At 51.1% G+C, this 25,078-nt stretch carries 19 protein-coding genes and 7 pseudogenes; 7 read left to right on the top strand and 19 right to left on the bottom strand.

Translation table 11 applies throughout. The features are described 5' to 3' along the window. Nucleotides 1–500 precede the first annotated feature (500 nt). From repC to BLS62_RS04260, 5 genes are all read left to right on the top strand, one after another. On the top strand, nucleotides 501–1,940 hold the full coding sequence (gene repC / locus BLS62_RS04240) for a plasmid replication protein RepC (protein ID WP_159436493.1): 1,440 nt from the start codon (nucleotides 501–503) through the stop codon (nucleotides 1,938–1,940). Nucleotides 1,941–2,114: 174 nt separating this feature from the next. Next, nucleotides 2,115–2,567, top strand: a complete 453-nt coding sequence (locus BLS62_RS04245) for a hypothetical protein (protein ID WP_093177443.1) — start codon at nucleotides 2,115–2,117, stop codon at nucleotides 2,565–2,567. An 82-nt stretch (nucleotides 2,568–2,649) separates the two neighbouring features. After that, nucleotides 2,650–3,078, top strand: coding sequence for a putative periplasmic lipoprotein (locus tag BLS62_RS04250; RefSeq protein ID WP_093177446.1), 429 nt, complete (start codon nucleotides 2,650–2,652; stop codon nucleotides 3,076–3,078). Nucleotides 3,079–3,136: 58 nt separating this feature from the next. After that, entirely contained in the window at nucleotides 3,137–3,769 is a 633-nt protein-coding gene (locus BLS62_RS04255; protein WP_093177449.1) for a hypothetical protein, read from the top strand. Nucleotides 3,770–3,936: 167 nt separating this feature from the next. Beyond that, nucleotides 3,937–4,413, top strand: a complete 477-nt coding sequence (locus BLS62_RS04260) for a hypothetical protein (RefSeq protein WP_093177452.1) — start codon at nucleotides 3,937–3,939, stop codon at nucleotides 4,411–4,413. Nucleotides 4,414–4,856: 443 nt separating this feature from the next. On the opposite strand, the gene BLS62_RS04265 is transcribed toward BLS62_RS04260, so the two are convergent. Further along, nucleotides 4,857–5,312 carry a type III secretion system chaperone family protein gene (locus BLS62_RS04265; protein ID WP_093177455.1) on the bottom strand — a complete coding sequence of 152 codons (456 nt, stop codon included), beginning with the start codon at nucleotides 5,310–5,312 and terminating at the stop codon, nucleotides 4,857–4,859. A gap of 30 nt (nucleotides 5,313–5,342) precedes the next feature. Further along, a complete protein-coding gene (locus tag BLS62_RS04270) occupies nucleotides 5,343–6,221 on the bottom strand; it encodes a hypothetical protein (RefSeq protein ID WP_093177458.1) in 879 nt (292 codons plus the stop codon). A 419-nt stretch (nucleotides 6,222–6,640) separates the two neighbouring features. Here BLS62_RS04270 and BLS62_RS04275 point away from each other — a divergent pair. Continuing rightward, nucleotides 6,641–6,772 (top strand): annotated as a pseudogene (locus BLS62_RS04275) (IS6 family transposase); the annotation flags it as partial. Nucleotides 6,773–7,080: 308 nt separating this feature from the next. Here BLS62_RS04275 and BLS62_RS04280 read toward each other — a convergent pair. The 17 genes and pseudogenes from BLS62_RS04280 to BLS62_RS04370 all read right to left on the bottom strand — a co-directional run bounded on the left by BLS62_RS04280 (nucleotide 7,081) and on the right by BLS62_RS04370 (nucleotide 22,908). Then, nucleotides 7,081–7,770 (bottom strand): amino acid ABC transporter permease, encoded by a 690-nt coding sequence (locus tag BLS62_RS04280; RefSeq protein WP_093177461.1) that lies wholly within the window; start codon nucleotides 7,768–7,770, stop codon nucleotides 7,081–7,083. Nucleotides 7,771–7,781: 11 nt separating this feature from the next. Then, nucleotides 7,782–8,474 carry an amino acid ABC transporter permease gene (locus BLS62_RS04285; protein ID WP_093177464.1) on the bottom strand — a complete coding sequence of 231 codons (693 nt, stop codon included), beginning with the start codon at nucleotides 8,472–8,474 and terminating at the stop codon, nucleotides 7,782–7,784. 84 nt (nucleotides 8,475–8,558) lie between these two features. Beyond that, nucleotides 8,559–9,356: a transporter substrate-binding domain-containing protein gene (locus BLS62_RS04290; protein WP_093177467.1), complete on the bottom strand. Its 798-nt coding sequence runs from the start codon at nucleotides 9,354–9,356 to the stop codon at nucleotides 8,559–8,561. A gap of 30 nt (nucleotides 9,357–9,386) precedes the next feature. Next, nucleotides 9,387–10,127 (bottom strand): amino acid ABC transporter ATP-binding protein, encoded by a 741-nt coding sequence (locus tag BLS62_RS04295; protein WP_093177470.1) that lies wholly within the window; start codon nucleotides 10,125–10,127, stop codon nucleotides 9,387–9,389. Between the two features lie 382 nt (nucleotides 10,128–10,509). Then, nucleotides 10,510–10,812, bottom strand: a pseudogene (locus BLS62_RS04300) (integrase core domain-containing protein); the annotation flags it as partial. Nucleotides 10,813–11,112: 300 nt separating this feature from the next. Then, nucleotides 11,113–11,337 (bottom strand): annotated as a pseudogene (locus BLS62_RS04305) (IS6 family transposase); the annotation flags it as partial. Between the two features lie 53 nt (nucleotides 11,338–11,390). After that, a pseudogene (locus tag BLS62_RS04310) lies at nucleotides 11,391–11,978 on the bottom strand (IS5 family transposase); the annotation flags it as partial. 42 nt (nucleotides 11,979–12,020) lie between these two features. Next, a complete protein-coding gene (locus BLS62_RS04315) occupies nucleotides 12,021–13,661 on the bottom strand; it encodes an IS66 family transposase (protein WP_093176409.1) in 1,641 nt (546 codons plus the stop codon). A gap of 63 nt (nucleotides 13,662–13,724) precedes the next feature. Then, nucleotides 13,725–13,883 carry an IS66 family insertion sequence element accessory protein TnpB gene (gene tnpB / locus BLS62_RS32770; protein WP_143521488.1) on the bottom strand — a complete coding sequence of 53 codons (159 nt, stop codon included), beginning with the start codon at nucleotides 13,881–13,883 and terminating at the stop codon, nucleotides 13,725–13,727. A gap of 67 nt (nucleotides 13,884–13,950) precedes the next feature. Next, a complete protein-coding gene (ltrA, locus tag BLS62_RS04325) occupies nucleotides 13,951–15,468 on the bottom strand; it encodes a group II intron reverse transcriptase/maturase (RefSeq protein ID WP_348271852.1) in 1,518 nt (505 codons plus the stop codon). Nucleotides 15,469–16,082: 614 nt separating this feature from the next. Then, nucleotides 16,083–16,346, bottom strand: a complete 264-nt coding sequence (tnpB, locus tag BLS62_RS04330; RefSeq protein ID WP_093176403.1) for an IS66 family insertion sequence element accessory protein TnpB — start codon at nucleotides 16,344–16,346, stop codon at nucleotides 16,083–16,085. Further along, nucleotides 16,343–16,540, bottom strand: coding sequence for a hypothetical protein (locus BLS62_RS04335; RefSeq protein ID WP_093177475.1), 198 nt, complete (start codon nucleotides 16,538–16,540; stop codon nucleotides 16,343–16,345). Before BLS62_RS04335 ends, tnpB (BLS62_RS04330) begins: the two co-directional genes overlap by 4 nt. A gap of 145 nt (nucleotides 16,541–16,685) precedes the next feature. Beyond that, nucleotides 16,686–18,070: pseudogene (locus tag BLS62_RS04340) on the bottom strand (IS3 family transposase); the annotation flags it as partial. 298 nt (nucleotides 18,071–18,368) lie between these two features. After that, entirely contained in the window at nucleotides 18,369–18,725 is a 357-nt protein-coding gene (locus tag BLS62_RS04355; protein WP_159436494.1) for a transposase, read from the bottom strand. Nucleotides 18,726–18,795: 70 nt separating this feature from the next. After that, nucleotides 18,796–19,737, bottom strand: a pseudogene (locus BLS62_RS04360) (DDE-type integrase/transposase/recombinase); the annotation flags it as partial. Between the two features lie 134 nt (nucleotides 19,738–19,871). Beyond that, nucleotides 19,872–22,217, bottom strand: a complete 2,346-nt coding sequence (locus tag BLS62_RS04365) for a hypothetical protein (RefSeq protein WP_143521510.1) — start codon at nucleotides 22,215–22,217, stop codon at nucleotides 19,872–19,874. 241 nt (nucleotides 22,218–22,458) lie between these two features. Beyond that, a complete protein-coding gene (locus BLS62_RS04370) occupies nucleotides 22,459–22,908 on the bottom strand; it encodes a hypothetical protein (RefSeq protein WP_093177487.1) in 450 nt (149 codons plus the stop codon). Between the two features lie 768 nt (nucleotides 22,909–23,676). Between BLS62_RS04370 and BLS62_RS04380 the strand changes: the two are divergent. After that, nucleotides 23,677–25,006 (top strand): annotated as a pseudogene (locus BLS62_RS04380) (IS3 family transposase). Nucleotides 25,007–25,078 lie beyond the last annotated feature (72 nt).

The following is a 25,078-nucleotide window of genomic DNA, read 5'->3' on the forward strand; positions in this document are numbered from 1 at the left end:
TTACGATTATCAATAATGTGAGAGAGGAAGAGCTTGAAGTATTCGTCATGACACGAAAAGAACCACTTAGGAACCTCATGGGATTTTACAAAAGATCCATGAATAAATGACCGGATTACGGCGCTAACATGTGCGTAACATACAAAGTGATTGGGTTTCTACTTTTGGAATGGCAGGGAGATTTGTACTATTTGAATGAAATTTAAATCAGCTGAAACAGTCCTCTAACGTGATCTGAAGATCACCCGAGCGGCCAGATGTTTCTATCAAGGATGAGAGCAATCGGGGCACTGCCCCTTAAAAAAGTAAACCCTGGAAGCCAGAGGCCACCAGGGAGAACAACATAGAATTCAAGATTAGCACCTGAATTTCTATGTCGTCCTCCCAAAAATTGCAAGAGTGAAGACCGCATTATTTTTTGCGAACGGGATTACTCACTCTGAATTTGGCTCAAAGCTTCCGGTTTAGACGGAATTTTTGGAATGCAGATTGATACTTTTATGCCTGAACAACCAGCAAGACTGTTCGGGATTGGCAACACATCGCGCCAACAAAACGAGATGGCCGAAAAGGCTGCAAAAGACTTTAAAGGATTGCCTGAAGGAGTGAGCCACTGGGATGTGCTCTCTTTGTTGAAGCGGGCGAGACTTGCAATGAACTTAACAGGTGCGCTTATATCGTATCTGGAGTTCTTGATGGGTTTTACGCGGCTGCAGGATTGGCAATCGGGCAGCAGTCCAATTGTCTACCTGACCGTGAGTGCGACCGCGAGCCGGCGCGGCATCAGTGAGCGTCAGGTTTTAAATATTGAACGAGCACTAAACGCCCTTGGATTGCTGTGCTGGCATGACAGCGGCAACAAACGTCGATACGGCCACAGATCCCCGAGTGGGGAACTGAAGGAAGCCTATGGCGTTAATCTGGCACCGCTGGCCGCTCTCTATGACCGTCTTCTGGATTTGGTTGAAGGCCAGGAACAGCGGGCACTGATCTGGAAGCAGGAAAAAGCTGTGGTTCAGATCCACAAACGTGTTTTGCGCGAACGCCTCACCTTAAACCCCAGCCATGCGGCTGCTGACCAGGTGATGAGCCTGCTGAAAAGTCTGCCAAAACGTATTGAAGCGCGGGTGACGATCACCCAGCTGGTTCAATGGAGCCAGCAGATGAAAGCGCTCATCGAGGCGTTCGAAAAGCCTGCTGCTCCTGAAGGTGAAGCCGCCTCAAACGAGACCAGCGCAGCGCATCCTTGCGAGGTCGAACCAAAGCCCATGAAAGACCAGAAATCCGCCCTTGGTGGGAAGAAGACTCCCGGCAGGTCGGAACTAAAGTTCCGACACATAAATACAAACAATACAAAACAAACACTTTCTAACGAAAGAAGTAATAGGCGGGCATTGCCTCACGGCAATGACTTGAAAGTTCTACTGGCCGCTAACGCGGAAATGGCTTTTGAGAAAGTTGCGCGTGAAAGCACCGCTCCTGCAGGTCAACACCTGAAGGAGCTTGAGGGCATGTCCGCACGAGGCCCCCTGCCCTCCCCTTTGTCGCCATCAGGTCAAGAAACCTTCTGCAATTCTGGTATCGAGCATATCACCCTCAAACAGGTTCTGGCCTGTGCCAGCCCCATGTTGCGCGACATGATCCGTAATGCCTCAAAAACGGGTGGAGCCGACTGGGCTGCTGTTGTCGAGGCGGCAAAACTGGCGGCGGGGTATCTGGGGATTTCCGCCCCTGCCTGGCAAGACGCCCGCGACAGGTTGGGAGCAAGTGCGGCCGCAACAATTGTTGTGATTGCCGAGCGCAGAAGCACAGATCCGAAGACAACGATCAACTCATATGGTGGGTTTGTGCGCGGCTGCGTGGCCAAAGCTCAGGTTGGCGATCTGCATCTTCACAAGTCCGTTTTTGGGCTGCTCGGCAAGGGAAATCTTGATGAATAGGCCCGTCACAAAAATGGGGCGTTGCCCCCGATCGCTGTCTAGGACAAGGGAGCTGAAGCTCCTCGGCCCTCCCGCCTCCCCCGGTTTGAATGGCGGGAAAATGAACCGATCTGATCAATGTTCGAAAATGAGATCAAATCTTTGCTTTGAAATATAAATTTGGAGAATTTTACAGTGCAGGCCAATAATCTTGCCGACCAGCTTTGTGCAATCAGCGCCGCTTTAGAAGATGCAGCTGTTCAAATCTATGGAGAACTCCCAGCAAATTCCGCAGCGATCTTGCTGCTTCTGCGACGAAGTTCCGCACCCTCCCTTGCATCCATCTCAAAGCAAATCGGTCTCAGCTACTCCGCAACCGTACGGCTCATTGGCTGGTTGGAAAACGGCCAACTGGTACAGCGCATGAAGCGTAAAGGCTGTCATGTACAGGTGATCCTGACGATTGATGGCAAGACAAAAGCTGACGAACTTGCCAAGGCCCGCACACAAGCCGCTGAAACACTGCTGGCAAGGCTTGATGAAAAGCAGTGCACCATGCTCTCCAAAACCTTCACTCAGATCATGACCGGCATCGACCGCCCCCCAAGCTTTGAGGATCTCGTCTCCTTAACTGCTGACCGCCCGTAACTCGTTAAAGCTCTGCACCCTTGCACCTCGATTCCCAATCCGACCCATCGCAGTCGGATGGATCATTCAAACGGAGATTTCCATGAAAAAGCTATTTGTTATTCTTGCCGCAACCATGATGCTAGCAGCATGTCAGACAACATCTGTTGTGGTCTCATCAAAACAACCGCCTCGTGTGGTGATGCAAAAGACTATCCCAGAAGCGAAAAAAGCTGTGATTGAAGAGTTCAAAAGCAGAGGCTTTAAGGTTACTCGCAGTGCCGGCACTACGGTTGTCGTGGAGCAGATCCTCACCCCAAACAGTGATGAGCGAAAACAGCACGCGTCCTACAGTGATGGTGTACCTCGTGCCCGAGCCGTCCTGCGGTTCAGCACCGTCGATGCTGGTACACAGATCACAAGTTCTTACGACATGATCATCAATCCGGGCAAAGCCAATCAGGAAAAAGTGACATTGCTGGACAGCCCTGATGGTGCGCGGCTGCAGGGGCTTTTGGAAAGCATCAAGTAACCAATTGAAGTCTGACTACGGGTGGATACAACGCCCTCAATCAAAGAGTATAAATCCTATGTCGTTTTACAAAAACTCACTGAAATACCTAGCAATTTTTGGCCTCTTCGGGGCCTTGTCCGCGTGTGTTGTTCCAGAACAATATGAAGCGGATCTCTCAATTTATGGAGATGAGCTTTCAGTCGAATTCGAAGGAACGCTAAAGGAGCTGGTCAGTGTCATGAATAGCGGTGGACGCCCCATCGCACCGGATGATCCTCAACTCCAACAGCTATTGTCGGAGCTGGTCGCTGATTTTGAAAAACAACCAGGCTATACATCTGTCCAGATCACTGACACCAACCGTATTTATGTGAAATTGAGTGACACTCGGGAAATTTCGGATATTGGCTATATCTACGGCCTTCCTGCCACGCAAAGACCAAGATCGAAAGACAATTTTCTACGCATACAACATCTGAGTGATGGTGAGATCTTGATTACGTCCTCCAAATTTAAGGCCAAGGACTTAGCCGCGCTGTTGGGATCAGATTACGATCCAGACGGTGTTATTTCAATTTCGACTGACCACGAAGTTCTGGAACATAATGCAGATGAGACGCCTGGATTGTTCTCAAATGCCTACGTTTGGAATATTGATTCAGAAGATGCCTTGCTGAAAGGTGTCAAAATGCGATTGAAAATGAACTGAGTTGATTGATAGAGAACATTGCAGCATCAACACAGACATGGCTGGTGATGCTGCAATGTCATTGTAGGACCTAATACAAGCCGGGGCTGGACAATGTGCAGCAAAGCCGGAGATTGGTTTGCCCTTAGGGCGCAGGCATTTTGTATTTGAGCAAGAAGACCACACGGATGAAAAAACACAACCAACTGAGCGGCGAGCAAAAGTATCAGGCCTTCGTGGACCTCATGCGAGCTGATACGACTGACCAGGAGGTCGCAGAGCGGTATTCTATAACCGTAAACCAGCTGCAGTTTCTCTCAAAGGAGTTGAAGAAGGTGCTGCGTGAACACCTCAACGTTTCTTCCCAAAAAGCAGTCACTGCCCCAAAGTTTTCCGACCTAGACTGTGATGTGTGGGAGGACTTTCGTAAGGGAGAGTTGCCAGAAGAAGAGATTGACAAGCAGGCCAAACGGCAATGGAAAGCTGCGTTAAAGTCAGGGCGCCTTTCTACTGACAGTTCTAAAGCCAACTTTGCCGATGACTGGATCTTGATTGAAGTGGAAGATAACGGTGCAGCCGTGTTTGAGCACAAGGACAATGGTGACCACTTGCCACGCAGCAAAAAAGAGGCTGAGCGCTATGTGGTAGGTCCTACCTGTCAATGAGCGTTCAAAAGTGACCCGGCGAGTATGGGGTGTATCCCCGCAAATGGGCATTGAAATATAAGCATAATTTCATTACAGAAGACCAGCGCGAAGCAATCTAGTTTTGCAATATGTTTCGCGTAGCCACCAACATGGTATGTTCGATATATTGCATCTTGTTCTTGCTTGCTGGTATCAGGCCCAGTGTGAGCGGCGCTGGGATTTTGGCCACGCCTGACTTTGAGTGTAAGAGCAACACAAACGATCATTTGCGCAACATGATGACAACCTTAGCTTAAACAGTCATTTATTGTGAATGCAAACCTGTTGCAAAGCCAGTTTTTAAGGCAACAGGTTTATGCATCGCATGACATCCACCAGAGGATTGAGACGACCAAAACGATACGGAAACATCAGCTAGTGGCCGTTTTCGCAGCGACGTTCACACCGGGCCTTTATGTGTTTTAGAGATTGAAAAACATCATACTGTTTTGCGTTTCATCACGCCCACTTTGCACCTGCTCTGGCGCCTCCATCTTGCTTTGCATTCCAAATGCCGTCAGTTTCGCCATCAAGTCACTCATATTCTCAAGCAAGTTCCCAAGCTGTTGTGCATCCAACACACTCGCAGGCATGGCGCATTCCAAATACACCAAGCCTTCCTCTATGCTGATGTAGGAGTATCCCATTAAATCACGCTCCCGGTTCAGGCCTAGCCAGAAAGCATAGTCATCGTTAGACAGGATCCTGCAATCAACGATACCTGAGAATGTGAGGGCATCCCTGTCTGGGTAATGGTCAAGTTGCCAGACAGTCCCGTTTTGGTCAGTAAGTTTCAAGGCATGCTGTTTGTCCAGCACTAGCGTAAGGCCCCATTTCTCACCAATTTGCGTGAGAGCGGATTCAAGTTGGTGTGCCATGTCTTCTTACATCTCTCACTTCAAGCAGGTTCACGCATAATCACCAGTTGGTGACTTACGTTCGAAAACAGCCTGTGCGCGCTCAAAGCTCAGATTCTGGATTGACGGAAAGGTGTCTTGCAGAGGTTCCTTGGCATAGTCAGTCCAGGATTCCTTGTCATTTCCGAACAGCCCAACTGCATAGTGGAGATACTGAACAGCTTCCTCTGGAGTCTCAGGGGCACGACTTGCCGGATTCTTTGCATACTCGGCAGCACCCACATCAGTGGAGGCTTCAAGGCGTTGATGCAGATCAGCAGCCGCGCCCTTATCAAAACTGTGCTTTTGGGAATCAATGACCTTCCCTGTCCATTCTTTCAGATCAGAAACCATCGATTGTAGGCAGAAGTTCTCACTATACATATCGCGCGCGGTATGTGCTTTCAGAAAGGAATGCATATTATCTCTGCGAGAAAGCACGTTGATGAGGCCATCAGGCGCGGACTTAAAGCCCTTTCCGGTTTTAACAATGTCTTTCAAAGCAGGAGATTCTTCGATCTTGATCATCAGGACGTTTAGTTTTTCAGTCGTTCGTTCAAATGCACCAGCCATCAGTGCTCTGGAACCACCATGTCCGGTTTCAATCAGATCAATGAGGTCATTTACGAGTTCCCGCTTAGCTTCCCTGCGCTCTTCTATACGACTCTTGACGGTTTGAGTTTCAGAGGCGTCATTGGCTTTGGACGGAAAGCTCTGTTGATAAGACTGGGAAGGTCGTAATTGATCTTCCACTGGTTTTCTGAGTTGATCTACGCTCTCAACTGAACGGAATGCACCACTTGCGGGCTCCTTGGATGCCTTCGCGATATCAGAGTTGGGGGTTATATTAAAAGTACCACCTGCAGAACTTGAGGCCGACGTAATATCCATCTGGGTTACCTTCCAAGGCAAATTTAAAAGTCATTCGGAGGAATAACGTGCCCTGCGCCTCTAGGGTGTGCCGGATATAACGCAGCTCCACCGTTTTGGACGTTTGATCTTTAAAGCCCTCAAGCCATGCGGTGTATTTGGAGAGCACCAAAAAGTGTGGGGCAATCAGGCGGCGAGTTTATCAAACGCTTGATCTTGCGTTTCAGATTTCATGCCGGGATACTATTGTTCAATCTACTGCCTGAGCGTCCCGTCCGGCGCCCGGGTGCAGGTTTACAGCAAGATGTGGGTATGCGTTAAACAAGCTGTTCCGCAATGCTTTAACAACAGGGCCAGTGAGCCATTCGTGAGCTGCCCCACACTTTTTGGGGTGTTGTCACGTTAACTTTGGCACCAGTCTACGCGGTTACTTCTGTAGCATGACTTCAGCTCCGATCAGTTATAAGCGCCACCGGTTTCCGCCGCAGATCATTGCCCATGTCGTTTGGCTCTACCATCGTTTCTCGCTGAGCCTGCGCGAAGTTGAAGAAATGCTGCTAGAGCGTGGCATTGCTGCCGCCATTTGAAATCTCCGCTCACTGGAATACCTCTTGCTTTACCCAAACATCAGGCATCCGAATATTATTTGCAACAGGGCCCACCGTCCCATCAATGGTCCAAAACAGCAAATACCCCACGCTTTGTGGTGCTCTCCAACTTGGACGGCCGATGTTCGAGCGTGTCAGTGCGACCTGAGTTCAACGGGTAAGGGCCAGCTGTAAGCTGAATTTTCTTTCTGCAACACGGTCTCATTCTGCCCCCTACCGGACTCGACCCCTTTTATGTGTTCTCCTTCAACACGGCTTTGGCAATGCCGATCTCAGTGATTTTCGGCGCTTACTGAGCCAAATCGTCCTTCTGCCCATTTCGAAAACCACAGCACCGGGTAACAATAGATGAAGTAGAAAACCGCAATCAGGCCATAGATGAACATAATATCACCAGGCATGCGCATGATCGCGACTTCCCCCTGCCGTGTTAGTTCGGCGATACCAATCACCGAGAAGACAGCGGTGCTTTTGATGACGATAACATAGACACTGGCCATAGGCGGGATTGTCAATTTCAACGCCTGCGGGATGACGACATTGCGGTAGGTCTGTCCCCAGGTCATGCCAACCGAGCGGGCCGCTTCGCTTTGACCTCGGGGCACCACAAAGATGGCCGACGCAACGATTTCCGTCACGTAGCTGGAGGTGTAAAGCGACAGAGACACAATCGCGGCGGTATATCCGTCAAAGGACAGCCACGCAATTCCAAGTGATGGCAACACGAAGAAGATAATATAAAGCTGGACCAAATAAGGTGAGCCGCGCAGAATATGCAAGTATCCGTTAATCAATTTGTTGAGGAAAAAATACCCCAACGTCTTAGTCACACCAAGGCAGAAGCCGATCAGAGACCCCACGATTATGGAGATCATCGAGATCTGGAATGTCATCCATAGCCCTTTCAACAAGAACGGAAAAAGGCTTTGGAGGATGGAAAGTTTATCAGCAATCATGTCCATGTCGTTGCTCCCTAGTTCTCTTTCCAGGCTTTTCCACCCAGCTTATTTTGCAGGATACCAGACAGAACTAGCATCATCGCGTAGATCCCCAGATAGCAAATTGCTGTCGTGACATAGCTTTCGGTGGCAATCACAGTTTCCGAGAACATCTGCAGGCCTGCGCCCATCAGTTCAAAAACGGCGATGATTGATAGCAGTGAAGTATCCTTGATCAGCACCGCCGTCTGGCCCAACAGGGGGGGCATTACATTGGTTAGCGCCTGTGGCAATGTGACGTTGACCAAAGTCTGGCGCGAGGACATTCCGACCGACAGGGCAGCCTCGACTTGACCGCGATTAACCGATTCAATTCCAGCGCGGATGATTTCGCCCATATAGGGCGAGGTATGGATGGTCAGAGCAATGATGCCGGTCTGGGTTTCGTCAAAGAGATTGCCAAAAGGCAACAGCATCGGAAGGCCATAATAGATCAGGTAAATCTGGATCAGCAGTGGAGTTGCGCGGATGAACTGAATGTACCCTGCAATGGTCCGCCAAATCAGTGGATTCTTCGACATCCGGCCTAGGGCAATAAATGTTCCGAAGATCAGAGACAGGACAAGGCACAAGGCAGCTATCCAAAGCGTCTGCACAATGCCCGTGGCGAACACGTCAGCATATTGTCCAACAATCCTGATGTTAAAGTAAAATTGCAGCCATTCCATGTGAAATCCGCTTATAAGGTCGGAAGAGGACCTTTTATGGTGAGCCGGGGCAATACATTAATTGCCCCGGACGAAAAGTCGTGGCTATTTGTGATCTGCTTCCCACGCGATGGAATTCCACCAGTAATCTAGGCGATCCTCAAGACGACCATCGGCTTCAATCAGGCGCACATAATTATCTAGAGCGCTCAGTAGGTGCAACGAATCCGGGCGGGTGGCAAACCCAAGCGGTTCACGGGCTAGCTTGCCGTCCAGAACCTTGAGGCCTCCGATCGAGCTAATAAAGCCCGCGATGGTGGCCGTGTCCGACAAACCAGCGTTGGCCCGGCCCGATGCAACGGCTTGAACCGTCTGTGCAGTTCCGCCTGCAAATTCTTTCAGCTGAGCTTTGGGAAGAACCTTGCGTGCAGTTTCGGCCCAAGACGATGCCTGCGTAGTTGCAACCGATACATCAGATGTGTTGAGCTCCTCCCAGGAAGAATATGGAGAATCCATGGGTGTAAACGCGACGGTTTCAGAATAGAAGACCGGATTAGTGAACACGATCTGCATGTGGCGTTTTGCCGTCGGGGTCATGTCAGCGGCGATGAAATCAGCTTTACCCGACAGCAGCGCTGGGATTAGACCTTTCCAATCGAAGTCCTTGATGACCAGTTCGACTGCCATGTCGTCTGCCATCATTTGCGCAATCTCTATCGCCAGTCCGGCACGGTCACCGTTTTTGTTGACAAAACTGATCGGCGGTCCTTGGGTCTGAACGGCAATAGTCATCTGACCGGTGCGGACGATCTTTTCCATTGTAGATTCTGCCCAGGACGCAGTTGACGCCAGTGCAATAACCGCACTACCGACGGCACCTGCTATGAATGATTTTAGTTTCATTACAATTTTCCTTCATATTGGTTGATTGTATTAGAGAATCTGCCTCAAAAATTCCTGAGCCCGATCCGATTGCGGATTGTCGAAGAAGTTGTCAGGTGTATTTTCTTCAATCACCGCACCTGCATCCATGAAGATCACTCGATCCGCTGCTTCACGCGCAAAACCCATTTCATGGGTCACGACGATCATGGTCATTCCCTCAGCGGCAAGTTCGCGCATAAGTCCAAGAATGCCGCCCACGGTTTCCGGATCCAATGCCGAAGTCGCCTCATCAAACAGCATTACCTTTGGTTTCATCGCTAGTGAGCGCGCGATCGCCACCCGTTGCTGTTGACCCCCAGATAACATTGACGGATAGTTGTTTGCATGGTCTAGAATGCCAACCTTCCGCAACAGATCATGGGCGATCTCTTCAGCCTCTTTACGGTCACGTTTCAACACAATCCGTTGGGGCATCGCGATATTTTCGAGCGCAGTCTTGTGCTGAAATAAGTTAAAATGCTGAAACACCATGCCCACCTCGGTGCGCAACTTGTTAATGTCGGTCTTTTTGTCAGTAACAATCTGCCCATCAATGGTGATAGTCCCGCTGTCGACCCCTTGAAGCCCATTCAATGATCGCAACAAAGTGGACTTCCCCGAACCCGAAGGCCCGATGATCACCACAACTTCACCCCGGTCGATATGGTTAGTCACATTATCCAGTGCACGCACTGGTTCAGAACGATTTTTAAGGTGGTATGCCTTGCATACCTTTTCGATGACAATCATAGGCTCACTTATACACCTCGCCCTTCCTGGCCGGACAAGTGATCGCTGAAGCAAAATTCCACGGGACCAGCCGTCACGGCATTGTTGTCCGTATCCAGAGTTATTTTGACAGGCCCCGCTAGCATTTCGATCCGCGTGTATCCTTCACAGGTTTAGCTCAGCAATTGCGATGGGCGCACTGATATGGAAGCTGCGGGGCGTTGAAGGATCGATGCCCCACCACACCAACGGCATCACAATGAGCCAAGGCGGACTACCGAAAGAAAAATGTTCAATTGGCCGAGAATGATTCTGCGCATACGTAACAATGCCTAACTAAGCAGTGTTTGACCATGTGAAATTCAAAGTGTCGATTTATTGAGAGCACCAAAAGTGGACTGGCTTAAGAAAAGTGGAGAGCCTCTGTCTCAATTTTTCTCTGCTGTCTCTCGAACACAATTGGTGATTGATAGCCTAATGCAGAGTGGCGGCGTACTGGATTGTAAAAGCCTTCAATATAAAGGCCAAGTGCCTTTTCTGCTTCTTGCCGCGTTTGAAAAACAGTTCGCCACAACATTTCTGCCTTAATAGTTTTGAACACGGTTTCCACCATGGAATTATCAAAGCAATTGCCCTTAACACTCATGGAAGAGGTGATGTCATGTCTCGTTAAGAGCCGCTGATAAGCATCGGAGCAATACTGGGCGGATTCAATCGGTCGCCGCGAAAGGGCGAAAACCCGAAGAGCGGAGATAAACAGGAGAGTACCCAAAAGTGTGGGGTAATTAAGCTGCGAGTCTATTGATTGTCAGATCTTTCGCTTCAGATTTCATGCCGGGATACCATTGTTCAAACTACTGCCTGGGCGTCCCGTCCAGCGCCGGGTGCAGGTTTGCAACAAGGAGGTGGGTATGCGTTAAACAGGCAATTCCGCAATGCTTTACAACAGGGTCAGTGAGCCAATATCGAGCTGCCCTCACTTTTGGGTGCTCTCCAGACACGCCTATTTTCCGCGAACCTTGATGTAGGTCTCATTAACCCGCCAATTGCAGGAGATAGGCCGACGCCATTGCCAGCGCAACCGCTTTTCCATCTTCGGAGCGTGAGCTTGGACCCATCTGTAAATCGTGGCATGGTCAACTCGTACACCACGCTCAGCCATCATTTGCTCAAGGTCACGATAACTGATGCCGTATCTACAATACCAGCGAACCGCCCATAGCACGGCCATGTTGCATAACTCGAAATCAGCTCACAGCTTGCCCAACCCCATAAATCTCGGCATCATAAAACACGCTCAAACGCGGGGTGTCCAAGGGCGGTCATTGTGTTGAGTACGGCGACACCAATTCTGGCCTCCGTTCTCTGATTGTTAAACTTTCGCGATCTGAGTTTGTTCCCGACCACCTGCTTGAAGCGGCCCATCAGAGTTTCTCCTCGCGCCCTATGATTATATCCGGTCTGCTTTTGCCACGCCATCCTGCCACTCTCTTGAATGGCAAGGATATCCCGGTCACGAGCCGTGGGAGCGGTCTCAGCCTCAGAGCTGGGAATTGCTGTTTTGGGCGGCGAGATGATGATTTTGACACCTTCAAACTGCTCTGCCAGCTCTCGTCTTGTGGTCGCCTCATCATAGGCTCCATCACCAAGGAACGCAGCAACAGAACCTTCAATCTGGTCCAGCAGCAAAGGTAAGGCTGTCGGATCTCCAACCGTATCTTTTGTCAGCTCAGAGCACACGATTTCGCCGGTATTCAGATCAAGGCCAAGGTGAAGTTTGCGCCAGCTTCTGCGCTTTACCCTGGTTTCTTGCCATTCTCCGGCCCCAGATATCTTAACGCCTGTACTATCGATTACCAGCGCGACTGGCTCACAGCTCGTTTGCGGTTTGGGATTTGAAAGGTAACCGTCCGCTCAAGGCGCCAGGATTTGGGCTTGCGGCTGTGATTTTGCGTCCAGCTTCCAGTTCCATGGTAGGAGCTCGTGGAGGCGGTTGATTTTGTGATCGTTGATGCAGGCTAGGATGTCGGTCAGATACATTTGCGGGTTAAGGCCATTCATCTTTGCAGTTTCAATCAGCGTCATGGCGTCGGCTAGAGTTTCTCCGCCCGCCATTGATCCAGCAAATAAGAAGTTCTTACGGCCCAGTGCGATGGGTCTGACTGCGCGCTCAGCTGCATTGTTATCGATCGCGACACGGCCCTCGTCGAGAAACAAGGTGAAGGCGTGCCAGCGGGAGAGGCCATAGCGGATGGCTTTGGCCAGCGGTGATTTGCCTGAGATGCGGGCAAGCTGAGCTTCACACCATGCCTTGAAGGCCTGAGCGATGGGTTTACTGTGCTTCTGCCGTACCTCATGCCGCTGGTCTGGTGGTTTTCCGCTGATCTGGCGTTCGATGTCATAAAGTTTGCCGATCTGCTCCAGTGCGTATCTGGCCAGTTCTGATTTGGTGGCGGTGAAGATATCATGGAAGTCGCGGCGCCAATGCGCCCAGCAGGCGGCTTCTTTAATGTCCCCGCTGTCATAAAGTTGCTTGTAGCCAGCATAGGCATCGGCCTGCAGAATGCCGGAAAACTCTTTGAGGTGGGATCGTGGATTGTCAGCCTTGCGATTTGCGGAGAACCAATAGGCAGCAATAGGCGGGGCCTCTCCTGCGAAGGGGCGATCATCGCGCACATAGGTCCAGATCCGGCCCTGCCTCGAAGCTTTGCCGGAACCGCTCACCGTCTTGAACTGACGACCCAGTACATCAATGGGCGTGTCATCGGTGTGCAGGCGATCTGAGAGCATCACCTCAACTTTAAGCAGTTCGGTCAGCGGAGCCAGTGTTTTCATGGCAAGCCCGCACCAGTCCGACAAAGTAGAGCGGGGAATATCAATGCCGTGCCGGGCAAAGATCTCGTTTTGACGGTATAGCGGCAAATGATCATCGAACTTGGAGATCAGAATATGCGCCAGTAAGCTGGCTCCGGCACTGGATTTTTCAATGGGCCGGGTTGGTGCTGGAGCTTGCACGATTTTCTCGCACACCCGGCAGGACGTCTTGGGCCTTGCTGTTTCAATCACCTTCAGTTTTGCGGTGATGAACTCCACCAGTTCAGACACATCCTCCCCGATGAGCCGCAGCTTGCCACCACAATCGGGGCACGCTACTGGTGATTGCAGAGTAACGCGCTCGCGGTCCACATCGCTGCTCACCCGAGGTTTGCCGCGGGCCGGTTTGGGTGGCTTTTCAAGTGCGGAGGTGGCCAGTTCGGGCACGGGCAACCGTTCACCTTCCGGCTCCTGGCATGGGTGGGCAACCTCCAGGTTTTCCAACGCCAGTTCAAGCTGGGCAATCTCGCGGTCGATCTTTTCTGAAGATGCGCCAAAGCGCTGCCTGCGCAACTTGGCCAAAGCCTGTTTGAACGATGTGATCAGAACCAGATGGGCTTGCTCATTAGCTTGTAAACTCTCAACCTTACCGCTTAAAGCTTCAATCTCACTTTGGGCGGACAACAGCAATGCCTTGAGCAAAGCAGGGTCATTAGGAAGGGAGTTAAGAGACTGGTTCATATGGGTATTTTACCTCGTGTAACTCCAATCTCAAAGCAATGTCCTATTCAAAACCAAAGATATTCACCCCATTCGAGCGGGCGGAGCTCCCCAGCTTGGGCGTCTCCAGTCCATCCCTTCCCACAGCATGGCCAGCTGTGCTGAAGTAAGTCGGGCTGAGCCATCGACTGGCGAAGGCCACGGGAACCGGCCTGTTTGTAGGGTAAGAGACGTCAGCCACAGCTGACGTTTCTCCCCTCCGAACCGTACGTGCGGCTTTCACCGCATACGGCTCTCCATTCAAGCTTGGCTAGAAAGCCAGCACGAGACCACGATAGTGCGTTTCGTAGAAAGGAGCCTCGTTCTTTTCCCGAAGATAAGGATTTGAACGTGGTGTCTTCCAGCGGAATTGCCCGCGCTGATGATTGGTTAGCCGGTACAAGATGCTTGAAACGCGTACTCCTTCTTTCGTCATCGAGTGCACCATCCATGTCTTGGCTTTTAAGCCATACGGCCGCGCGAACCACTTTCGCATCAGACGAGAGATGCGCGAGCGATACTTGCGCCCCAGCCAATGTGCCATTTTCCAGAACACGACGGTATCGACGTGCTGGAAGACCTTGGATGTGTAATCGGTGAACTGATAGAAGTTTGCCCAACCCATGAGTTGGCGGTTTAGCCGCTTAATCATGTCGGTATGGGGCGTATTGTGGTCGCCGCTAAGAGCCTTAACCAGTCGATGTTTGAAACCGCTGGTTTTCTCTCGGGGAATGGTCGTTACTGGCCGCATCACGCCACGGGGACCGCGTTTGCGAATGATCCGGTGACCGAGAAAGACAAACCCATCATTAACATGAGTGACATGGGTTTTCTCCATGTTTAACGTCAATGCCAGATCGCCTTCCAGGAATGCTCGGCATTCCTCGCGTACCGCGAGCGCCTGTGCCTTCGTGCCTTTGACGATGACAACAAAGTCATCGGCATAACGGCAATAGGACACTGCCGGTCTGCGACAGCGGTTCTCACGAACCGCCACAGGGCTGGCTTTTCTGACGCTCTCATTCCAACCACGACGTTTGTTGCGCGCTGCTTTTCCAAGGAATTTCTCATCCATCCAACGATCAAACTCATTGAGCATAATGTTGGACAGAAGCGGAGAAAGAACCCCGCCTTGAGGAACGCCCTTGCTGGCGGCGCAGAAGAGGCCTTTATCGATGTGACCTGCCTTCAAAAGCCTCCAGAGCAGTGCGATAAACCGTTTGTCCCGGATGCGCTTGCGCACACACGAGAGCAGCTTGCGGTGATGGACAGTATCAAAGTAGCTTGCTAGATCACCTTCGATCACCCAGCGACCCTTTGTGTTCCTGCCATCCGTTGTCTGCATCAAAACGGCCCGGATCGCGTGGTGCACGCTACGCTGTGGCCTGAAACCATATGAGTAAGGACTGAAGTCGCTTTCCCAAATCGGCTCCATCACCATCAGCATGGCGCGCTGTACTATGCGATCCGTCAGTGTCGGTATTCCCAACGGTCTCAGCTTTCCGTTCCCTTTCGGGATGTAGACGCGTCGTGTTGGAGCGGGCGCATAGGTCCCATCCAGCAGAGATCGCCCCAACGTCGCAAGGAGTTCCTCCTCATTTTGTCGGAAACGATCTCGGTCCACGCCATCTACGCCCGGGGTCTTTGCGCCGCTCGACGCCAAGGCAACCCGGGCAGCCTCAGTCAGCCAAGTCCGATCGGCAATTAAGCGTAAGAGGCGATCAAATCTTCTGGTTCGCTCGTCCTGCGCCCATTTCGCAAGCTTGTGTTGCATGTCGCTGATTATCAAAGGTCTTCACCTCGTTGTGGTCAGTTAATGTGCAGCCCTAAGCAGCTTGAACTGTTCCCCTTCGCCATGTGACAGGCTTTCCCTATCTCGGACTACTACGGGAACTCCGCCAGCGTGGCCGTCATCGGGGTGAACTCCCTTGCGAGTATTAAATATACCAACCTCATTCGGCACACGCCTTCCCTCGTTCCTATGTTGGACTTAAAGCGTATTGGTTAGGCTGCCGGCCGTAGTCTTTTCCCTTGCGTCCCGCAAGTCGGCATCGGCCATCGCCAACAAACTGCATAAGTTGACGACACCCTCGAAAGCGTTTCTGGAGTACGCTGTCGGTTTGCGCGCTTCCGGTCATGAAATCCATGGCGCGACCGATGTTCCGCCTGTTAAGCCATGTAGGCGGAGGCTACAATTCAGCCCCTCAGATACGGTTTAGCCGGTTCGTGTTCCTCAACCTTCCAATACTCAGCCTGAAGATGGGTCTTGACTTAATGGCTTCGTCGCACATCTCTTTATCCCACGGGCTACGTCACCTTGCCAGTTCACGACAAATCACCGCCGCTTCGGCTCTCGCCCTTTCGCAGTAAAGGACGGTCTGTTAAAGGAAACCCCTCCTTTCACTAGAATTCCAAACATAAGCGCCCCGGTCGAAACCAGGTTCGAGGCGCACCCAGCACCTTGTAGTAAAGGCAGAACCCCTGACCATCCCAGTAAAGCAACTTGATCCGGTCCCCGCGCCGTCCGCGAAAAGCAAACACGGCGCCACTTGCAGGGCGCTGGCGTAATTCCGTCTCCGCCAAAGCGGTCAAACCGGCAATGCCCTTGCGCATATCCGTCACACCGCACGCAAGATAAACCCGCACACCTGTTCCCGGTCCGATCATGTCGCTTCCACCAGCGCAATAAACCGGCGAACCTGCGCATCACTTAAGTCACTGGAAACCCTCAGGCTGCGACCGTTCCCGAGCCCAACCTCAATAACGGCGGGTCCTGACGGTTCTGGATCAGTAACAACAACAGGCACAAAAATGGGAGCCTTCGTGTTTTCACTTGTGTTACTCTCGCAGTACTGAGCCATCCATCGCTTCAGCAAGTACCGGCCGACACCATGGCTCTGCGCAACATCAAACAGCGTTGCTCCATCAACCCCAACTTGCGCAGTGATTGCCGCCTTTTCTACCCGCGGAACGTGTCAACGACTTTGAGACAGTGGCATTTGGACTTTAAGCTTGATTTTCTTTCTCTGGCTTTGGTGGATTGATCCAGACGGCCGTCGGGATTTGAGGTGGTTTTGGCGGTTTTAGTACGAAGCGCTCGGGTGTACTGATGAACGCAGCCTCGAGAGTTGCTTGGCGTGCGGCATAGACAGCCTCGGCCTGTCCAAAGTGGACCTGATCAGGGGTCATGAGTCCGATGCCTGCATGATGGTGTTGTTCGTTGTACCATGCAAAGAATCTGCGGCAAAAGTCGCGAGCTTGCTCGATGGTTTCAAACTTCCTGGGGAATTCGGGCTGATATTTCAGCGTCTTGAAGTGGGCCTCTGAGAACGGGTTGTCGTTTGAGGTATGGGGTCGGCTGTGGGATTTGAGCACACCAAGATCCACCAGCATCAGAGCCGTTGTCTTTGCCTTCATTGGCCCGCCACGATCGGCATGCAATGTCAACTGATCGCGTGGAACAGCATGCTTTCCCATCGCATCCATGAACAGTTCCTTGAACTGGCTGGCGCTTTCGGCCTGCTCAATGCGCCAGCCAACAACACGGCGGCTGAAGATGTCCAAGATGACATAGAGATAGAAGTAAGACCATTTCACCGGGCCCATCAGCTTGGTAATATCCCAAGACCAGACCTGATTGGGAGCTTCGGCTAGAAGTTCCGGCTTTTGATAGACAGGGTGCGTGCGCTGACGGCGACGCTCAATGACTTCGCCCTGAGCGGCCAGTATCCGATACATCGTGCGGATCGAACAGAGGTAGGTGCCTTCATCCAGCAAAGTGGCGAATACCTCGGTGGGGGTCTGGTCGGTAAACCTGGGCCCACACAGATGGTCCAGTACCCGAGCCCGTTCATTTTCCGGCAAGGCACGCGCTGAGGGGGGACGTGGCTTTACCGCGCGTGGCGGAGCAGCCAATGTAGCGCGATGGCGAAAAACGCTTGCCCGCGACAAAGAGAGCGCGGAGCAAACGGCTGAGGTCAGGCCGCTGCCTGAGGGCAGAGCAATCGCGACGGCCATCATGACTTGCCGCTGCGCTCTGGCGTCTGCTCCATCTCGTCCAACAATGTCGCCACTTTTTTTTGGATTGCAAGGATGGCTTCCGCCTGGTCCAGACGCCGCCGTAGTGCTGAAACTTCACGGTTAGCCTTGGACAGTTCGGCCTGTAATGGGTTGGCGGGTGCTTTTTGTGGGCCACGTTGACGCGGCTGCAATGATCCCAATGAGCCTGCAGCGCGCGCCCGACGCCAATCCGTTAGCGCAGAAGAATAAAGCCCTTCGCGCCGTAGAATGGCTGTAACACCACCTGTGTCTGCTGCTTGGTCCGTCTCGTCCAGAATGCGCAGTTTGTATTTGGCTGTGAAACTTCTCCGCTTAGGGATAGCGGTCAACTCGGCTGTAGGCTGCACTGGCGCTGTCACCATGCGGGTTGGCGGTGGCGGGGGCACAATATCATCAGGTCCAGTATCGGGTGAAAGCGGTGTCTGTGAAGGCATAACCATGGGTTCGTTCTCCTACGCCATCAAGTGTAAACTTTGGCCAGTGGAATGTCTCACACTTATTGGCACGGAGGGCCGTGTCCACGACCGCCGTGGCTTCGATCCATCCAACAATGACTTGCCTCCTCAGCAAAAACTGAAGAAGAAAATACTCAATCAAACGCAATCAAGTAAGGCGGTCTTGAGCGGACGGTTACTTTGAAAGTTTCAAACCACTAGCTCTGCGCGACAGGGTGGAAAAGTCAGGGACCGGTAAAACCAACTCCATCAAATGAAACACAGATCGCACAAACCCTTGTGTCTGCCGTAAGGCAAGGCAGAATACGGCCCTGATCTGCAAACAAGTTTGAATGGCAAGCTCCGAGAACCTGGCGGGCCGCCCACGTCGGTTAGCCGCAGGAGCAAACCAGGTTGTTGCAACGCTGTCTTCAACCCAAACTGTGATGTCACCGCGACGGCGCAAGCTTTCGTTATACTCCCGCCAGTTGGTTACCTTATATTTGGCTTTGACAAACTTGTGTTGGCGATCAGCATTGGCTTTAAACGGCATAAAGTGCATCTTCACTGACTAAAATATCAGCCGAAATATACGCCAGAAACGGATTTATGCAACAGTGCCAACCTGATGCCTGCAACGCCAGATCCAATGTGTCGGTCACATCTTCAGCCCTCATGTTGGTGCAGAGCTTCCACGCAATGATATAGCGGCTGTAGTCGTCCAGGATTGTGCTGAGATAGTACCAACCCCAACTGAGCACCTTGAGATAGGTGAAGTCCGTCTGCCAGAGCTGATTGATGGCTGTCGTTTTGTCTTTGAACTCATTCGCGGCCTTGATGACGATGAAGGCGGGGCTGGTGATTAGGTCGTGTGCCTTTCATACGCGGTAGACAGAAGCCTCTGATACAAAATATCTTTCCCGATCAGTGAACGTAACCGCCAATTCCCGAGGTGATAGCTCTGTCTCTTTCAAAGCCAGCTTGACGACCTTGCGCCTTACCTCGTCAGGGATGCGATTCCAGACGTGCCTGGGTTTGGGCGATGGATCATCCAGTCCAGCCTCCCCGCGCTGTAGATAACGGTCATACCAACGATAGAACGTGGTGCGGGGAATACCGAGTTTGGCGAGCTGACAGGTGGCCTTCGTCAACCATCCTGATGATTTCCAGCTTCTCAGATGCGACATATCTCATTCTGGGTCGCCCCCACCCTCGAACATGCTTTTTTTGAGCAACCGGAGTTCCAGCGTTTGTTCAGCCACCACTTCCTTCAAATCGCGGGCTTCCCGGCGGAGGTCTTTAACCTCTTCAGTATTTGCCGCACGCGCCGTATCACCAGACAAACGCCGCTTGCCTGCTTCCATGAAGTCTTTCGACCACTTCTAATAGATGCCTTGGGAGAGACCTTCCCTACGGCACAGTTCAGCAATGCTGTCTTCACCGCGCAGCCCATCCAGCACGATCCTGATCTTCTCTTCTGATGAATAATGTTTGCGGGTGGCGCGTTTGTTATCTTTGGCGATCTTCTCGCCAGGGCTTTTGTACGTTCCTGTTGTCTGTCTCATGTCCCACTCCTCAGTGGTTACGATGAGCCAAAAACACTCTCTTATCAAATACTGCTATTTGGACCCACAGGGGCTGATGTCAGACACTATACGGCATAGGCAGTGATCTCATAGTGCCGCGTTGCTCCTAGCTTTTACATGCGGACCTGGAACTTCTTAGCGAGCACTTTTACGGCTTCTTCATCGCTTAGGCTTGCTATTGCTTGTATCTGTGCAGGTTCATTGAAGAAGCATTTCATAACAGCGATCGACGGTGCGTGGTCCCAATGGGTTATGTCCACATGCGCAATTTCAGATTTAACCCGTTGATGAAAACGATGTAGTGCAAATTTAGTGCTGTGCTTTGTCAGGGTTTCAATTGCGTGTTCCTTGATGTGTGCATTGTTCTCTATCGGCCGTCCATTCTCGCTTTCTCGAATATCTAAATTGTGCTTCCTTGCGTATTTTCGGATAGCATTTGCATCATCTGAAATTACCTTATTCAGCTGTTTACTCTGATGATGGTGTATGCCCCACTTAATGAGGCGAAATGCTGCAAACCCAACCATACCTAAGACGGCCACCCCACCCAAGGCAGCGCCAACTGGTCCTGCAGCCGCGACAACACTACCTGCAGCAACCGCACCTGTTGCAACGGCAACAATGCCAGCAACGGAGGCAATCGTGCCTGCTGCAAATCCAAACCCATCTATCGCTGATAGTACGGCTTGCCCGATTTTGGTGTTACGTGTTTTCAGCTGGTTACCTGCAATGGTCTTTGTAATCTGGGCAAGTTCTGCATCTCTTGGTTTTGATATTTTCCTTGTTCCGTTATCATCTGAAACAGGAACCTCTACCTGTTCTGAAAACAGATGATGTAGCGCATCCGCTTTTTTACCAGTTTGGTGCAGTTTATAGGCCTCTGCAGAACGAACGCCCACATTATAAACCTCAAGCCCCACAGCAGCGACGCCTACTCCAGCCCCTGCTGCGCCTGCCGCGTAGCCGAGTGCCGAGGTTGTCAATGAAAGGCCTTGTGCGCCACTCGACAACTCTCTGCCTGCCGTTGACATAGCTTTGGAGGCAATTGCCAGGCCCCAAACCCCTGCAGCAAAAATGTTTTTCTGCATCTGTGATTTGTAATCATTGTGAAGCGCCTTGGCGAGTGTAGCATCCTTGCCGTAGTTAGCGACTAGGTTGGTCAACTGCTTGTGAACTTTATGGGAATCCCGAATGGCTCTTTTTTGAGTATTGGTTAAATAGTCTAATGCGCGACCAAGGTGTTCAGCATCGTCTGTAGAACTTTCACCAAAGTGCAAAGCAGCTTGACCACGTAGGTTCGCAAGAGCGGTTCTCTCAGCAGGAGAGCCTTCTGCTGCTCTCTCATAAGCGTCTGATGCGGCGATCCCTACCGCCGAAAAATCCGGGAAGAGCGATTGGAGTGTGGTTGAGAGGCTGCGCTTGGAGAGTTTTCCGGTTTCAATGCTTCGAGCAACGACTTCGATGGTGGAAAGGGGTGAGGTACCGTTCTTTTGAGTGTCCTTCACTACATTTGCCAAGAAAGTTAGTTCTGCAATGTTGTCCTGAATAGCAATAAACTGTTGGGACGCTCCGTCAAAAGTGTCTTGCGCTTTGGCGGCGTTCTGCATACTTGAATAAGCGGACCGTGCTGCAATCAGGCTTTGGATGGCACCCAAGCCATAATAAATGCCTGTAAACCCAAGTCCGCCATAGAAAACACCGTTGGTTGTAGAAACTTCAGCTCTGAAAATTTCCTCGCGTCCGTTAATGGCACCATTTATGAGCGGAGTTACATTGTGTGGGAATTTGCCTAGGATTTTTCCGACAAGACCTTGAGTATGAACGCCTTCCACAAAGGCACTACGGGCTGTAACTTGTGTGGGTTGATAGCTAGAATTCTGTTGTGGAGTTGTATCTTCTTGAGCAGCATCCTCATCTGCAACCCTTTGGCCCTTCCCACCTGCTATTTCGGTCAGTGTGGTTGTGCTTATATCGGCCCATTGTGCCTGGTTAGCGCGTAGTTGGGATTGAGCTCGCCCGGTATCCAACCGTTGATTAAGGTCTTGCTGTCTTTCTGATAATTCACGCTTAAGGGCATTTGTTATTGGACTAAGCAAGTCTTTTAGCTCTTGGGGCAATACTACTCTCTCCGTACCATCTTTCCCAAAACCTTTTAGGTAGTCGACCAAGGCTTGCTTGGGCTGCTCAGCTTCTAATGATACCGTTGCGAGCTGCTTTCCTATTCTTGCTGCCCGGTTTGGCGTTAGCAGGCTTGGTTCTTTTGCAAGGACTGAGAGTTTTTGCGTGAGCTTGTACTTAATACCAGCATCAGCACTATTTTTCCCGAACCGTGGATCACCGCTCGCAAAATCACGCGGGATGGAACGTAAATTGAAACGTGCATCAAGCAGTGCACGTTCCATGGATGAAAGAGAGTTTCTTTCCGCGCTAGTGTTTTGTTGTAGCTCTGACGAATCCAATAAGGCAACGCAGTGTGGCCGGAAACTTGCGAGCGAAACTCCGTGTTGTTGGTGGCGAGGGCCACCTGTTTCAGATTTTGCGACTGTTACCGGAGAGAGCCGGTAAGGTAATCGCGCGCTGCTTGATCCTGCTATGGAGCGGCTTAAGCCGCTATTTACCTCAAGCCTTGTGTCGTTAGTTGAGCTCAGTGTTTGCTGCGTTATTCCTAGATTCCTCATGGTGATGCTCCTCCTAAATCACTTAGACCCACATATGTTCTGAGGACCACTGGGCTACATCTTCGCTATTAGATGTAAGTACGCCGCGAAGCTGAAGGACGTTACCAATGAATGTCTTCAAAGTTTCAATAAATTGTTCAATAGGATCAGTCGTTTGAAGTAATATTTGGTGCCTTAAAACGTATTTATTCTGCGCATCTATCACCAAACCACAGGCACTGAATTTCGCTAGGTTTGCCAAAAGAAATTTAAGTTGAGTGAGCTCGAGGCAATTATCCGAAAAAATGTCCGCCTCAAGTTGGACCACATATCGGCGCTCCTGAAACACCGCAGAGATCTGTGTGGTTATGTGATATTCGTTAGAATGCAGCGCAACTTGCCCTGCCGAGTTTGGCATCAATTCAGATAAATTCAGTTCATCTGCTAAGCCACCAAATAACTTGAGTAGTTCATTTTCATAGGACCGCTCCAAAGCATACCTCCCAGACAGCCTCGCGAAGCAAAAAGTGAATAACCTTAACGTAGGGGAGTCTCAGAGAGTGTGTGTACCGAAAGGCACAGGTTGTTGTAAATGAGATGTTTTACAGGTGCTGTTGCATTACCATTGGCTCTAGCCGTTCAGTATAAATCACAGCATGAATTGCTCTGCTATCAGCCACAAGCGGAATTGTTGGCCTTGCCAAATTGTTTGAGTTTTGCGTTCTGATTCTCCAGCCCTTATAAGAATTCGGACCTCGCTGTCCCAGCTGAAGGGTTTTCGATTTCCCCGTTTGGTCACTAGCTAAGTGGTTTAGTATGCCACTAATTTGCGAGGAGTAGGGCAGGAAAGTCTCTTGGCTGCACGGGGAGTATTGCTTGCCAATGAGGGGTCGAGTCCGGCAGGGGGCAGAATGACACCCTAAGCGTTTTCGCGGTGCCGCTTCATGATATCCAAGACGGTATTTTTGTTTATGCCGAGATCGCATGCAATCAATCGATATGGTCGACCGTCAGGAACGGCCTGAATAACCTTCGGTGCGAGCCTATTGGATTTGGGCCTTTGCCCTGGCTGCCGCCCAAGTTTTTTACCACGTGCGTGAGCCGCTGTTAACTGGACTATCCCTTATTTAGTGGAGAGACATTGCCTCAATTTTCTTTACCCGTCTTTCGAATGCTGTCTGACGTCAGCCCCTATGGGTCCAAATAGCGGTATTTGATAAGAGAGTGTTGTTGGCTCATCGTAACCACTGAGGAGTGGTACATGAGACAGACAACAGGAACGCACAAAAGCCCTGGCGAGAAGATCGCCAAAGATAACAAACGCGCCACCCGCAAACATTATTCATCAGAAGAGAAGATCAGGATCGTGCTGGATGGGCTGCGCGGTGAAGACAGCATTGCTGAACTGTGCCGTAGGGAAGGTCTCTCCCAAGGCATCTACTACAAGTGGTCGAAAGACTTCATGGAAGCAGGCAAGCGGCGTCTGGCTGGTGATACGGTGCGTGCGGCAAATACTGAAGAGGTTAAAGACCTTCGCCGGGAAGCTCGCGATTTGAAGGAAGTGGTGGCTGAACAAACGCTGGAACTCCGCTTGCTCAAAAAAAGCATGTTCGAGGGTGGGGGCGACCCAGAATGAGGTATGTCGCATCTGAGAAACTGGAGATCATCAGGTTGGTTGACGAAGGCCACCTGTCAGCTCGCCAAACACTGGCCAAGCTCGGTATTCCCCGCACCACGTTCTATCGTTGGTATGAGCGTTATCTACAGCGCGGAGAGGCTGGGCTGGAGGATCAATCCCCCAAGCCAAAATGCGTCTGGAACCGCATCCCTGACGAAGTGAGGCGCAAGGTCGTCAAGTTAGCTTTGAAGGAGACTAAGCTATCGCCTCGGGAATTGGCAGTTACGTTCACTGATCGGGAAAGATATTTTGTATCAGAGGCTTCTGTCTACCGCGTATTAAAGGCACACGACCTGATCACCAGCCCAGCTTTCATCGTCATCAAGGCCGCCAATGAGTTCAAAGACAAAACGACAGCTATCAATCAGCTCTGGCAGATGGACTTCACCTATCTCAAGGTGCTCAGTTGGGGTTGGTACTATCTCAGCACAATCCTGGATGACTACAGCCGCTATATCATTGCGTGACCAACATGAGGGCTGAAGATGTGACCGACACATTGGATCTGGCGTTGCAGGCATCAGGTTGCGACCAGGTTCACGTTGCCCACAAACCCCGGTTACTAAGCGATAATGGTTCCAGCTACATTTCAGGCGATCTGGCTGAATGGTTACAGGGAAAAGGTATGAAGCACTCGCGCGGCGCACCCTATCACCCCCAAACCCAAGGAAAAATCGAAGGGTGGCATCAAACTCTGAAGAACCGAATCTTGCTGGAAACCTACTTCCTGCCGGACGACCTTGAAGCGCAAATTGAAGCCTTCGTCGATCATTACAACCATCAGCGATACCACGAGAGCATCAACAATGTTACACCCGCCGACGTCTACTTTGGGCGTGACAAAGCTATTCTGCAGCAAAGGGAGAAGATCAAACGAAAAACGTTCGAGGTGCGACGCTTGCATCACAGATAACACGCTGCATAATCAAACCAACCAGATGAGCCAAGCTCTCGCTTAGTTTTTCGCAGCTCCTGGACCCAAAAA

Origin of the sequence: Pseudovibrio sp. Tun.PSC04-5.I4 (genome assembly GCF_900104145.1) — a bacterium.
In the GTDB taxonomy this organism is placed as follows: Bacteria; Pseudomonadota; Alphaproteobacteria; order Rhizobiales; family Stappiaceae; genus Pseudovibrio.